This is a genomic window from Spinactinospora alkalitolerans, assembly GCF_013408795.1.
GTDB lineage: Bacteria > Actinomycetota > Actinomycetes > Streptosporangiales > Streptosporangiaceae > Spinactinospora > Spinactinospora alkalitolerans.
In genome coordinates this window covers 195801-207994 of sequence record NZ_JACCCC010000001.1, presented here as the reverse complement: position 1 = coordinate 207994, position 12194 = coordinate 195801, and the positions used below count along the sequence as shown (strand labels likewise).

General features: G+C 72.3%; 12 protein-coding genes. 2 read left to right on the top strand and 10 right to left on the bottom strand.

Going from position 1 to position 12194, the window contains the following annotated elements; all coding sequences use genetic code 11:
- Positions 1-38 precede the first annotated feature (38 nt).
- Together HDA32_RS01070 and HDA32_RS01065 are read right to left on the bottom strand one after the other, a co-directional pair.
- A complete protein-coding gene (locus HDA32_RS01070) occupies positions 39-725 on the bottom strand; it encodes an LmeA family phospholipid-binding protein (protein WP_179641386.1) in 687 nt (228 codons plus the stop codon).
- Between the two features lie 407 nt (positions 726-1132).
- On the bottom strand, positions 1133-2314 hold the full coding sequence (locus tag HDA32_RS01065; protein ID WP_179641385.1) for a putative quinol monooxygenase: 1182 nt from the start codon (positions 2312-2314) through the stop codon (positions 1133-1135).
- A gap of 258 nt (positions 2315-2572) precedes the next feature.
- Here HDA32_RS01065 and HDA32_RS01060 point away from each other — a divergent pair, with 258 nt between their 5' ends.
- Positions 2573-3367 (top strand): HAD family hydrolase, encoded by a 795-nt coding sequence (locus tag HDA32_RS01060; RefSeq protein WP_179646381.1) that lies wholly within the window; start codon positions 2573-2575, stop codon positions 3365-3367.
- A 23-nt stretch (positions 3368-3390) separates the two neighbouring features.
- Here HDA32_RS01060 and HDA32_RS01055 read toward each other — a convergent pair whose 3' ends face one another.
- From HDA32_RS01055 to hemL, 5 genes are all read right to left on the bottom strand, one after another.
- Complete coding sequence (locus HDA32_RS01055) at positions 3391-4395, bottom strand: NAD-dependent epimerase/dehydratase family protein (protein WP_179641384.1); 1005 nt, start codon at positions 4393-4395, stop codon at positions 3391-3393.
- Between the two features lie 94 nt (positions 4396-4489).
- Positions 4490-4588, bottom strand: a complete 99-nt coding sequence (locus tag HDA32_RS01050) for a 30S ribosomal protein bS22 (RefSeq protein WP_078760640.1) — start codon at positions 4586-4588, stop codon at positions 4490-4492.
- A gap of 242 nt (positions 4589-4830) precedes the next feature.
- A complete protein-coding gene (locus HDA32_RS01045; RefSeq protein ID WP_179641383.1) occupies positions 4831-5466 on the bottom strand; it encodes a histidine phosphatase family protein in 636 nt (211 codons plus the stop codon).
- Positions 5467-5489: 23 nt separating this feature from the next.
- Entirely contained in the window at positions 5490-6449 is a 960-nt protein-coding gene (locus HDA32_RS01040) for a LysR family transcriptional regulator (RefSeq protein ID WP_179641382.1), read from the bottom strand.
- A gap of 210 nt (positions 6450-6659) precedes the next feature.
- Positions 6660-7949, bottom strand: coding sequence for a glutamate-1-semialdehyde 2,1-aminomutase (hemL, locus tag HDA32_RS01035; RefSeq protein WP_179641381.1), 1290 nt, complete (start codon positions 7947-7949; stop codon positions 6660-6662).
- Positions 7950-8125: 176 nt separating this feature from the next.
- Here hemL and rraA point away from each other — a divergent pair, with 176 nt between their 5' ends.
- Entirely contained in the window at positions 8126-8623 is a 498-nt protein-coding gene (gene rraA / locus HDA32_RS01030) for a ribonuclease E activity regulator RraA (RefSeq protein ID WP_179641380.1), read from the top strand.
- A 7-nt stretch (positions 8624-8630) separates the two neighbouring features.
- Here the strand turns inward: rraA and HDA32_RS01025 are convergent, their stop codons facing one another.
- From HDA32_RS01025 to HDA32_RS01015, 3 genes are all read right to left on the bottom strand, one after another.
- Entirely contained in the window at positions 8631-9293 is a 663-nt protein-coding gene (locus HDA32_RS01025) for a bifunctional DNA primase/polymerase (RefSeq protein ID WP_179641379.1), read from the bottom strand.
- Positions 9294-9382: 89 nt separating this feature from the next.
- Entirely contained in the window at positions 9383-10366 is a 984-nt protein-coding gene (hemB, locus tag HDA32_RS01020) for a porphobilinogen synthase (RefSeq protein WP_179641378.1), read from the bottom strand.
- Between the two features lie 118 nt (positions 10367-10484).
- The gene (locus HDA32_RS01015; RefSeq protein WP_179641377.1) at positions 10485-12170 is read right to left on the bottom strand and encodes a bifunctional uroporphyrinogen-III C-methyltransferase/uroporphyrinogen-III synthase; all 1686 of its coding nucleotides are present in this window, start codon (positions 12168-12170) and stop codon (positions 10485-10487) included.
- Positions 12171-12194 lie beyond the last annotated feature (24 nt).

Here is a 12194-nt window from a genome sequence, read left to right as displayed (position 1 = left end):
CCCGCAGGCCGCTCCGGGCCCGTGCGGGCGGCGTCCGGCTACTGCGGCCCACCGCCGGTGATCTGGACGTCGGTCCCCTCGGCGGTGGCCTGGACGCCGTTGGGCAGCGCCTTGATGCCGGTGAGCTGGAGGTCGAAGGGAAGCGGCGGCATCTCGAAGGCGATCGCGAGCTGATCCTCGATCCAGGAGGTGGGGATCGGCGCGTCGCCCACCGAGATGTTCGACGGGGTCACCATGACGGTGCCGCCGTCCACGTCGATGCCGATGTCGCTCTCGATGCCGACGCTGAAGCCCTGGTAGGCGATGTCGCCGGTGATGCGCGGCGTGCCGTTCTCGGTCTCGATGACGAGGCCCTCGGGCAGCCGCTTCTGCAGCTCGCTGTAGGGCAGCATGACCGTGGCGTTCGCGGTGCCCGCCACGATGTTCGGCTCCGACATCAGCTCGTCGAGCGGGGCGCGGACGTCGTTCAGCGTCGCGTCCACGCGCTCCAGCTGAACCTCGCCGACCGTCATGGCTCCGGTGACGATGTGGATCTCGGAGTACTCACCGCTGACGGCCTGGTTCAGGAACGGGAAACCACCGATGGTGACCTCCGGATCCCCCACCATCTCGTACTGCTGGCTGACCCGCTTGGCGATCTCGCTCTGAGCGGCGTAGTGCAGTCCGCGGTCGGCGGCGACCAGCACGACCAGCAGAAAAATCAGGAAGACGAGAAACTTACGCATCGGGCTTCCAGCACACTCCCGTTAGTTCTGGCGAGTCGCTCGGCACGGAGAGCCGTCAGCGGTCACGCCATAGCGGCGTCAGAACGAACGCCCAGGACCAGACACCTAGGAAGGGTACTTCAAACATCCGCTTTCACCGTTTTTCGGGTGGTTTTCCCAGCGAACTCCGAGGAATCAGCCGGTCACCCCGGGCTGACCGGCACCACGGGAGGGGGGTGCGGGGGGAAGCCTCCCCCCGCGAACAACACCGCGGGTGGTTTTCCCAGCGAACTCCGAGGAATCAGCCGGTCACCCCGGGCTGACCGGCACCACGGGAGGGGGGTGCGGGGGGAAGCCTCCCCCCGCGAACAACACCGCGGGTGGTTTTCCCGGCGAACTCCGAGGATCCCCCTTCGGGCGTCCCGTTCTCAGTGCGGCATCAGCATGCCGGCGAGGCCGTCGGTCGCCGAGGCTCCCGACAGGGCGAGTTCGATCACGTTCGTGGCGACGACGTAGGGGGCGCTGCGGCGGACGAAGTCGTTGACGTGCGGCTGCTGCTCGTGTTCCTCGTAGGCCAGCTGGTCGCGGTAGATCGCGTAGACGATGCGCTGCTGCGGGGCGCTGGAAACGGTGTGGCAGGCGAACAGCAGCGTGTCCGGCTCGTGCCGGTCCACCCCGTCGACGACCTCGTCGGCGCAGTCGTCGAACGCGTCCCCCTGGCCTTCGGCCAGCGTGTAGATGGTGATGATCCCGCGCAGCCGCTGCGAAGGCCTGGGCGGCGCCACCGGCTCGTCGTAGTCTGCGCTGCGGTCGGCACCTCGGCGCTTGCGCCGCACGTCGTCCTCCTCCGCGTCAAAGCGGTCGTCATCGTCGTAGCCGTCATCGGGTTCGGGATCGTCGTCGCGGGGATCGCGCGCGCGGCGGCCGCCGCGGCGGCGGCCCCGGCGCTCCCTCGGCGGATCGGCGGCCCGCAGGCCCGCGGTCCACAGGCAGGCGACCGCGCCGACCAGCATCAACTGTCCGAGGATGCCCAGGCCGAACCTGCTGACGAGGACCTCCAGCAGCACGGCGCCGGCGGCGAGTCCGAGGACCCCCAGTTCGTGCCGCGCGATCCGCGGCCGGTCGCGCATCCGCCGCAGCACCACGATCGCACACGCGATGAGTGCGCCGGCGGCGAACGCGTGCACCAGCCCCAGCGCGAACATGGGGATCACGTCGTAGTGGTCGCCGGCGGCGGGGTAGCTGCCGCTGTAGCGCCCCCTCAGCCTGTCGATGAGGAGGACGACCAGCGGCACGATCGTCAGGGTGAGCACGGCCAGCCGGACGCCGAAGCGCGCCCGCGCCGACCTCACCGCGTACTCGACGGCGCCCCAGCCCAGTAGCAGCGGCCCGAGCAGGCCGACGCCGATCTGGAAGATTCGGAACGTGACCCCGGAGAAGTCCAGCAGGGCGCCGGGGAACGCCGCGCTGAGCGCGATCGTGACGCTCACCCCTGAGGCGACCCACACCCCCGCGTACAACTGCGGGTTCCGGTAACAACGCGCGCTGAGCGCCGCGGTGGCGCTCCAAGCCACCAGGGCGCAGACAAAAGCCAGTCCTACCTCGACCATCCCGATAATGATGCTGCACTTCTGGGCTGGAACGCGCACGCGGCGAGGAAAGTCCTGTCCCGGAACGGCGTGATCCCGCTGTACTGAGCCTCGCGCCCGAATTGAGATGTGAGTTACCTCACTGGCATCACCGGCTCTTCGCCGACGCGCGGTCCCCCTCCCCACGGGCCTTAGGCTCGAAACATGTGGAGTCATCTCCGCCGCGACCACGGCCGTGCCGCCCTCGCGGGAGAGGCGGCCGCCGCGGCCGCCGAAGCCATGCTGGACGCCGAGGCCGCGCCGGCGCCCGGCGGGTCCGCGGCCTTCTTCGACGTCGACAACACCCTTATGCGGGGTGCGTCGATCTACCACTTCGCCCGCGGCCTGGCGGCACGTGACCTCTTCACCACGCGGGACCTGATGCGGTTCGCGTGGGGGCAGATGGTGTTCCGGGTCAGCGGCGCGGAGCAGCCCGACCACATCAACGCCGCGCGCGAGGCCGCCCTGGCCTTCGTGGCCGGGCACAAGGTCGACGACCTCGTTTCGCTGTGCGAGGAGATCTACGACGACACGATGGCCGACCGGATCTGGGAGGGCGCGCGCGTCCTGGTCCGGCGCCATCTCAGCGCCGGGCAGCGCGTCTGGCTGGTCACGGCGACGCCCGTGGAGCTGGCCGACATCATCAAGCGGCGGCTGGGGCTCACCGGGGCCCTCGGCACCGTCGCGGAGTCGGTGGACGGCGTCTACACGGGCCGACTGGTCGGCGACCTGCTGCACGGCCCGGCCAAGGCCGAGGCGATCCGGGCGCTGGCCGAGCACGAGGGCCTGGACCTGAGCGGCTGTACGGCTTACAGCGACTCCTACAACGACCTGCCGCTGCTGTCGATCGTGGGGCACCCCAACGCCGTCAACCCCGACGACGACCTCCAGGAGCACGCCGCGGCGCACGGTTGGCCCGTGCACGAGTTCCGCAGGCACCGCAGGGCGCTGCGTGTGGGCGTGCCCGCCGCGGTGGCCGGGGCGCTCGCCGGGGGCGTCGCAGTGAGCATGGTGCGCCGCCGCCGCCCGCTCTAGTCCCGTGAGTCGGGAGAGCGACGTCAGCGGCTGACGGCGGTGCGCACGCGGTGCGTCATCTGGCCCAGGAGCCCCGCGTGGCTGGAGGCGCGGTGCGTGACGTAGGAGTCGAACGCCTCCTGCGAGGTGTAGCTGGGCGCCCAGTCCAGCGCGCGCTCCAGCTTGCTGGAGTCGAGCACACGGCCGTAGCAGAGCAGCCGCAGCTGGTCCGGCGAGTAGTCGAGCCGACCCCGACGCGCCAGGCCGCCCAGCACGCGCAGGCCGCGCGCGGGCACCGGCACCTCCGGCCGGCCGGCCCTGCGCAGGCACTGGGAGAGCGGCATGGCGCCGGGGGCCGCGACGTTGAAGACGCCCTCGCCGTCGCTGTCGGCCATCCGGCGGATGGCCTCCACGCCGTCGTCCTCGTGGATGAACTGCATCCGCGGGTCGTAGCCCATCACCGTGGGCACGACCTTGAGACCGAAGTAGCTGGTCAGCGGCGTCTCGACCTCCGGCCCCATGAGGTTGGCGAACCGCAGGACGGCGATGGAGAGGTCCGGCCGCCGCCGCGCCAGGCCGCGCACGTGGCGCTCCAGCTCGATGGCGTCCTTGGCGAAACCCGAACGCGGGGTCTCGCGCGCCTCCTGGTCCTCGGTGTAGAGGGCGGGGTCGCACGAGGAGGATCCGTAGACCGCGGCGGTGGAGCGGACGACGAGGCGGCGGACGGTGCCGGAGCTCTGGCAGGCGGCGAGCACCTGCATGGCGCCGAGGACGTTGTTCTCCTTCATCGCCGCCCGGCCGCCCGCGCTCTCTGGCGTCGCGACCAGACTCAGGTGGAGAACCGTATCGGCGCCCGAGTCGCGGACGACCGTGTTCACGCTGCCGTCGTGCAGGTCGGCCTGGACGAACTCCGTCCGTCCCAGCGGGTGCCGGGGCGGGGCGGAGTCCACGCCGATGACCCGATCGATGCCGGGATCGGCCTGCAAGGTGTTCGCGACCCGGGCCCCCAGGTAGCGGGAGACCCCGGTGACGAGCACGACGCGGGCCATATCGACACGCCTCCTTAGGCGGGACGGACAAGAGGGGTGTCTCCGCGTCGGCCGCGGACCGCCTCGGCCCGCACACGTCGGCGGAGAGACGGGCCTACTTCTTGTTGCGCCGCGCGATGCGGGTCTTCTTGAGCAGCTTGCGGTGCTTCTTCTTGGCCATGCGCTTGCGGCGCTTCTTGATGACGGAACCCATGGGATCACCTCTTGCACACGATCAAAGGAGACATGACGGCGGAAACGGTTGAGCTGGGAGCTCGTCTCGCCGTCCTGCGGGTGCGGCGGCGCGTCCCCACTCGGAACGCGGCACGGCACGTGGGGGGCGCGCGTTTCAGCAGACAGAAACAGCACCCAACGAGCTAGCCTACCCTCTCCCCCAAGCCGACGAACGCACGCACGCGGAGCGGCGCCCGTGTCCGGCCCGCCGCGAGGGTCGGTCTAGGCTCCCGGAACGCTGCGGCCCCTGGTGTAGAGCTCGGCGGCCGGCTCGCTGTAGCCGACGCTGACCAGCCTGTGGTCCTCGAAGGTCAGCGACGTGACGCTGGCGAGGTTGCACTGGCGCCGGTCGGGCCGGTGCCACAGCCGCTGGCCCTCGGCGGCGCGCCGCGCCATCCAGATGGGCAGCTGGTGGCTGACGCAGGCCGCCTCGTGGCCCCATGCCTCCCTGCGGACCTCTTTGACGATCTCGACCATGCGGGCCACGATCGCGGTGTAGGGCTCGCCCCACGAGGGCTGGAAGGGGTTGTACAGCCGCCGCCACGTCCGCGGGTCGATCACCGAACGCGAGTTGAACGGCTTGCCCTGGAAGCTGTTGCCGGCCTCGATGAGCCGCTCGTCCAGGTGGACCGGCAGGCCGAACCCCTCCGACATCGGCTCGGCGGTCTCCTGTGCGCGTTCCAGCGGCGACGAGTAGAGCACCGCGACGTCCCGATCCGAGAGCCACTTGGCGGCGAGTTCGGCCATCTGGTGCCCGCGTTCGCTGAGGTGGAATTCGGGCAGCCGCCCGTAGAGGACCCCTGCGGGGTTGTGCACTTCGCCATGCCGCATCAGGTGGACGACGGTGGTCGTGGACATCGTACGGGTCGCTTCCCTTCCGGTTACCTCCCGCCGTTGGGCCCGTGCGCCGGTGGCGGGAGATATGTCACCTGTGTCTCTTCAACCGTACCGACCGCGGCGGCGCGCAGCGCCGTCACCATGGCCTGCACGGCCGGGCGGCGGCCGGCCTCGGTCCGCCACACCGCGTAGAGCTGGCGCACCAGGGTCGGGCGGACCGGGATCGTCAGCACCCCGGGCGGGAGCAGGTCCCGGCCGAGCCGGGGCAGCACGGCGATGCCGATGCCGGCCGCGACGAGCGCGAGCTGGGTCGGGTACTCCGACGCGTAGTGCGCGATCTCGGGCTCCACGCCGCCGTGCCGCAGCGTACCGGCCAGCCAGGCGTGGCAGATGTCGCCCGGCGGCGCCCCGATCCACTTCTCCTCGGCCAGCTCGGTGAAGACCAGCGAGTCCCGCCCCGCCAGCGGGTGGAAGTCGGGCAGCGCGATCTCGGCGGGGTCGTCCAGCAGGTGCGCCCTTTGCAGGCCCTCGGGGATCGGCAGCGGCGAGTTCTGCCAGTCCTGCACCACGGCGAGGTCGAACTCGCCGCGCAGCACCTGCGGCACCGAGGCCCTGGGGTCGGCCTCGTGCAGTTGGACGGTCAGTTGCGGGTGCCGCCCGGCGACGTCGCGCAGGACGTGCGGCATGAGGCCGCGCGCCGCGGTGGCGAACGTCCCGATCCGGATCTCGCCGATGACGCTGCCCCGCTGCGCCTCCAGATCCGCCTCGGCCTCGGCCACCAGCGCGAGGATGCGGTCGGCGTGGCGGACCAGCAACCGCGCGGCGTCGGTGAGCCGGACGCCGCGCCCGCTGCGCTCCAGGAGCCGCGACGACGTCTCGCGCTCCAGCTTCGCGATCTGCTGGGAGACCGCCGAGGTGGTGATGCCGAGGACATCGGCCGCGGCGCTCACCGAGCCGTATTCGGCGATCGTGTTGAGCGCGCGCAGCCGATCGAGGTCCAGCATCCCCCTATGCTAAAGAACCGTTTAACCGTGGACCAGGGAATTCGGTACCGTTCCTGCACCGTCCCGCACCACTCCGGCCCGCCACCACCTCATTCGCGGGGTGTGGCGGAACTTTCAGGGCCCGGGCCGACTGTGCCGCCGGCGCTACGCGTACTGCGACAGCCAAACCCCCGTGCGAACCCGATCGTCAAACACCGATCAGAGGATGGGTCAGGCCTGGGCCGCGGCCTTGGCGGCTCGGGGCAGGGCCGAGACCACCCGGTCGAGGGCGGCGTCATCGTGCGCCGCTGAGAGGAACCACGCCTCGAACGCCGCCGGCGGCAGGTACACGCCCTGGTCCAGCATCGCGTGGAAGAACGCGGCGAACCGGGCGGTGTTCTGCGCCCGGGCGCCGTCGAAGTCGGTGACCTCGGCGTCGGTGAAGAACACCGTGAACAGGCTGCCGCCGCGCTGGATGCGGTGCGGCACGCCGGCCGCGTTCAGCTCGGTGCCGACGGCCGCCGAGACCCGCTGTGCCGCGTCGTCGATGCGGTCGTAGACCTCGGGCGTGGCGTTGCGCAGCGTCGCCAGGCCGGCGGCGGTGGCCAGCGGGTTACCGGACAGCGTGCCCGCCTGGTAGACCGGGCCGCCCGGGGTGAGCTGCTCCATCAGGTCGGCGCGGCCGCCGAACGCCGCCGCGGGCAGGCCGCCGCCCATGACCTTGCCGAACGTCATGAGGTCCGGGGTGACGCCCTCCAGACCGAACCAGCCCGAAGGACCGACCCGGAAGCCGGTGAGGACCTCGTCCAGGACCAGCAGCGCGCCGTGCCGGGCGGCGATCTCCTTGAGCCTGCCGTTGAACCCGTCCCTGGGCGGCACGACGCCCATGTTCGCCGGGCACGCCTCGGCGATGACGCAGGCGATCTCGTCCCCCGATTCGGCGAACGCGCGCTCCACGGCCGCGACGTCGTTGTAGGGGAGCACGATGGTGTCGGCGGCACCGGCCCCGGTGACGCCGGGCGAGTCCGGCAGCGCGAAGGTCGCCACGCCCGATCCGGCCGCGGCCAGCAGGGCGTCGACGTGGCCGTGGTAGTTGCCGGCGAACTTGACCACCTTGCTGCGGCCGGTGGCCCCGCGGGCCAGCCGGATCGCCGACATGGTGGCCTCGGTGCCGGAGTTGACCAGCCGCACCTTCTCCACCGGCGCGCGCGCGACGATCTCCTCGGCCAGCTCCACCTCACCGGGCGTGGGGGCGCCGTAGGACGTCCCTCGGCCCACGGCGGCGCCCAGCGCCTCGACGACGGCCGGGTGCGCGTGCCCGAGGATCAGCGGCCCCCAGGAGCAGACGAGGTCCACGTAGGTGTTGCCGTCGACGTCGGTGAGGTAGGGCCCCCGGCCCGACGCCATGAACGGCGGCGTGCCGCCCACCGCCCCGAAAGCCCGGACCGGTGAGTTCACGCCCCCCGGGACGACCGCACCGGCGCGTTCGAACAGCTCGCTTGAAGTCTGATGAGTACCCACGTCACCAGTGTCTCAGCTACCGGAAGGACCGGGCGCCGGGCGCCGGGGCCGACTCCGGCGCGGCGCGGTGCGGCGGGGCGTCCGGGTCCCCGGCGAGTGGCCCCTGCCGCGGGCCCGCGGCGTCCCATCAGTAGTTTGAGACCGAGGAACACCCGTTGACGAGTCGAGGAGCCGCCATGACCGCTGTCTTCGCCACCGCTGACCTGATCGACGCCCACGGGGAGGTGCTGGCCAGTTGCGAGACGCAGTTCCGCCAGTTCGGCGGGCGGCGCGCCTTCCACGGCCCGATCGCGACGATCAAGTGCCATGAGGACAACGCACTGGTCAAGGAGCAGTTGAACCAGCCGGGCGAGGGCTGGGTGCTGGTGGTGGACGGCGGGGGCTCCCTGCGTTCGGCGCTGATGGGCGACATGATCGCCAAGGCCGCGACGGAGAACGGCTGGGCCGGGGTCGTCGTCCACGGCGCGGTGCGCGACGTCGCGGAGCTGGCCGAGCTGGACCTGGGCGTCAAGGCCCTGGGCTCCAACCCCCGCAAGTCGGCCAAGACCGGGGCCGGCGCGCTGGACGTGCCCGTGGCCTTCGGCAACGTGGTGTTCTCCCCCGAGACCTGGCTCTACAGCGACGACGACGGCATCGTGGTGAGCGAGGAGAAGCTGGACCTGCCCGGCCGGTGACCGCGGGTCAGGGCATGAACTCCTCGCAGGCGTCGGCGAGGATGTCGAGGACGGGGATCGGGTCGGGGAGGTCGACGGGGTCGGCGCCGTCGTGCGGGGAGCGGATCCAGGCGGCCTGGTTGCCCGAGGGCAGCAGCGAGGGCGGCGCGAGCACGTAGCTGTCCCGGCAGTGCCAGCGCAGGCCGGGCGTCTCGGTGATGGTCTCGGGGACGCAGTCCAGGTGGCAGGACCACCACTCGTCCTCGTCGGCGGGCGAGCGGGTGGCCACGAAGAAGAGGTAGCGCCGGGCGTCCACGGCGGCGACCGGGCCGGCGTGCACCCCGGCGCGGCCCATGCGGGCCAGGGCCATCACGCCCGCTCCGGCCGGGACGTCGAAGACGTCAAAGACCCGGCCCGTCGGCAGGATGATGTTGGCATCGGGGGCGGCCGCCCACCACCGCGTGATGGTCTCGGGGTCGGTGGTGGCCTCCATGCCCCATGCGGCCGACATCGGGTGCGCGCCGGGGTCGGGACAGCCCAGCCGGTCGCACAGGCACGCGCGGGGGCCGCGCCGGGCGGGTTCGGCGCCGCGGCACACCGGCCAGCCGAGCGCGCCGTAGCCGAGCGCCGCGTCGAGCATGCTGCTCGTGGTCTGACGTCGGCGTCTGCGCCTGCTGATCACGTCGGCCATGGGTGCCCCCTCCAGTCGTGCCGCGGGTCGGTGTCGGTGGTGCGCCTCCCGACCCCGACCCTCGGCCCGACCGGGAAGCGGTGTTCCCGTTACCGGAGCAGTCGCGCCGCCTCGGTGGCCCAGTAGGTGAGGATCTGGCGGGCCCCCGCCCTCCGATAGGCGGTGAGGGTCTCCAGGATGACCCTGTCGCGGTCCAGCCAGCCGTTCTGCGCTGCGGCCTCGACCATCGCGTACTCGCCGCTCACCTGGTAGGCGGAGACCGGTACGTAGACCGACTCGGCGACCTTCGCGACGACGTCCAGGTAGGCCAGGCCGGGTTTGACCATCACCATGTCGGCGCCCTCGGCGATGTCCAGCTCGACCTCGCGCAGCGACTCCAGGGCGTTGGCCGGGTCCTGCTGGTAGCCGGTCCGGTCGCCGAACTGCGGGGCGCCCTCGGCGGCCTCGCGGAACGGGCCGTAGAAGGCCGAGGCGTACTTCGCCGCGTAGGCGAGGATCGCGACGTCGGTGTAGCCGGCCCGGTCCAGCGCGGCGCGGATGGCCGCGACCTGGCCGTCCATCATGCCGCTGGGCGCGACCACCTGCACGCCGGCCGCGGCCTGGGCGACGGCGATCGAGGCGTAGCGCTCCAGCGTCGCGTCGTTGTCGACCGCGCCGGATGGGGTCAGCAGGCCGCAGTGGCCGTGCGAGGTGTACTCGTCCAGGCACAGGTCGGCCATGATCACGATGTCGTCGCCGAGGTCGGACGACAGGTCGCGCAGCGCCTTCTGCACGATGCCGGCGGGGTCGTCGGCCGCGGAGCCGCGCTCGTCCTTGACCTCGGGGACGCCGAACAGCATCAGGCCGCCGACACCTGCCTCGACCGCCTCGTGGGCGGCCTTGCGCAGGCTCTCGCGGGTGTGCTGGACGACGCCCGGCATGGACGACACCGGATTGGGCGCCTCGATGCCCTCCTTGACGAACAGCGGCAGGATCAGGTCGGCGGGGCGCACCCGGGTCTCGGCCACCAGCCGCCGCAGCGCCGGCGTGCTGCGCAGCCGGCGCGGCCGGGCCACGGGGAAACGGGCGGTCATGACTGGCTACTCCCTGGTTGGGAAGGACCGGGGAAGATCCCCGGCCGGACGAGGTCGATGGGAACGAGGAAACAGCAATCGGGGCGGGGTCGTCGGGCAGGCGCGCCGAACGGACCGGTCACAGGGTCTTGCGTCTGCGGCCGCGCCGCTTCTGGCTGGGGCGCAGGACCGGCTTGCCCGCCTCGACGGCCGCGGCCCGCTGAGCCGCACCGTACTCCGAAAGGGCGGCCGCGAGTGCCGAAACCGAGGTTCTCGGCGCGACGACGTCGACCCGCAGGCCGAACTCCTCGGCGGTCTTCGCGGTCTCCGGGCCGATCACGGCGATGACGGTGGTGTTGTGCGGCTTGCCCGCGATGCCGACGAGGTTGCGGACCGTGGAGGAGGAGGTGAACAGCACCGCGTCGAAGCCGCCGCCCTTGATGGCCTCGCGGATCGGGGCGGGCGGCGGGGCCGCGCGCACGGTGCGGTAGGCGGTGACGTCGTCGACCTCCCAGCCGAGGTCGACGAGCCCCGCGGCGAGGACCTCGGTCGCGATGTCGGCGCGCGGCAGCAGCACCCGCTCGATCGGGTCGAGCTCGGCGTCGTAGGGCGGCCAGACCTCGACCAGGCCGGAGGCCGACTGCCGGTCGCCGGGCGGGGTGAGGTCGGGCTGGACGCCGAACGCGCGCAGCGCGGCGGCGGTCTGCTCGCCCACGGCCGCGACCTTCACGCCCGCGAACGCGCGGGCGTCCAGGCCGTACTCCTCGAAGCGCTCGCGGATGGCCTTGACGGCGTTGACCGAGGTGAAGGCGACCCACTGGTACCGGCCGGTGACCAGGCCGCGCACGGCGCGCTCCATCTGCTGCGGGGTGCGCGGCGGCTCCACCGAGATGGTGGGCACCTCTTCTGGCACCGCGCCGTAGCCGCGGAGCTGCTCCGAAAGGGCCGGCGCCTGCTCCTTCGTACGCGGCACGAGCACCCGCCAGCCGAACAGCGGCCGGGTCTCGAACCACGACAGCCGGCCCTGCCGCCGCACGGCCTCGCCGACGATCAGCAGCGCGGGCTTGGTGACCGTGTTGCCCTTGGCGTCGGCGGCCTTGAGGTCGGCGGTGAGCCTGGCCAGCGTCGAGGTCACGGTGGTCTGCTCGGTGGTGCTGCCCATGCGGGTGACGGCCACGGGCGTGGTGTCGGGCCGGCCGCCGGCGATGAGGGCCTTGCAGATGCGGTCGAATCCGGGGCCGCCGGCTCCGGCGTCCTCGTCGTCGGGCGCGTCGGGGAACATGGCGACGAGCGTCGCCTCGCCCTCGGCCAGCCGGTTCCAGTCGAGCCCGGTGTCCTTGGCGTTGACGACGCGCACCTCGTTGACGCCCTCGGGCATCAGCGGCACACCGGCGTAGGCCGGGACCGCGGAGATCGAGGACAGCCCCGGTGCGATCTCGAACTCGACGCCGGCCTCGCGGCAGGCCAGGGCGAGGTCGGCGCCCCGGCAGCCCAGCAGGGGGTCGCCGCTGTAGAGGCGCACCACCCGGTGGCCGTCGCGGGCGTGCGCGACCGCGAGCGCGTCGGCGTCGCCGCCGCACTCGGCGGGCTCGACCACCTTGGCGTCGTCGCGGCAGTGCCGCAGCAGCGCGGGACGGTGCTTGGCCATCTCCGGACCCGGCTCGCGCAGGGTGAAGACGACATCGGCGCGAGCGAGCAGCGCGACGGCCCGCAGCGTCAGCAGCTCCGGGTCGCCCGGCCCCGCGCCGACCAGGGCGACGTGGCCGACGGCGGGCGCGGTCGGGGCCTGCGACCGCGACTCGTGGTTCTCAGTCTGCGGGTTCAATTACGCTCGCTCCTCATTCTCACC

Excerpts from the sequence above, each read along its gene's own strand:
- HDA32_RS01070 (WP_179641386.1), bottom strand. The coding sequence starts at position 725 with ATGCGTAAGTTTCTCGTCTTCCTGATTTTTCTGCTGGTCGTGCTGGTC.
- HDA32_RS01065 (WP_179641385.1), bottom strand. The coding sequence starts at position 2,314 with ATGGTCGAGGTAGGACTGGCTTTTGTCTGCGCCCTGGTGGCTTGGAGC.
- HDA32_RS01060 (WP_179646381.1), top strand. The coding sequence starts at position 2,573 with ATGCTGGACGCCGAGGCCGCGCCGGCGCCCGGCGGGTCCGCGGCCTTC.
- HDA32_RS01055 (WP_179641384.1), bottom strand. The coding sequence starts at position 4,395 with ATGGCCCGCGTCGTGCTCGTCACCGGGGTCTCCCGCTACCTGGGGGCC.
- HDA32_RS01050 (WP_078760640.1), bottom strand. The coding sequence starts at position 4,588 with ATGGGTTCCGTCATCAAGAAGCGCCGCAAGCGCATGGCCAAGAAGAAG.
- HDA32_RS01045 (WP_179641383.1), bottom strand. The coding sequence starts at position 5,466 with ATGTCCACGACCACCGTCGTCCACCTGATGCGGCATGGCGAAGTGCAC.
- HDA32_RS01040 (WP_179641382.1), bottom strand. The coding sequence starts at position 6,449 with ATGCTGGACCTCGATCGGCTGCGCGCGCTCAACACGATCGCCGAATAC.
- rraA (WP_179641380.1), top strand. The coding sequence starts at position 8,126 with ATGACCGCTGTCTTCGCCACCGCTGACCTGATCGACGCCCACGGGGAG.
- HDA32_RS01025 (WP_179641379.1), bottom strand. The coding sequence starts at position 9,293 with ATGGCCGACGTGATCAGCAGGCGCAGACGCCGACGTCAGACCACGAGC.
- hemB (WP_179641378.1), bottom strand. The coding sequence starts at position 10,366 with ATGACCGCCCGTTTCCCCGTGGCCCGGCCGCGCCGGCTGCGCAGCACG.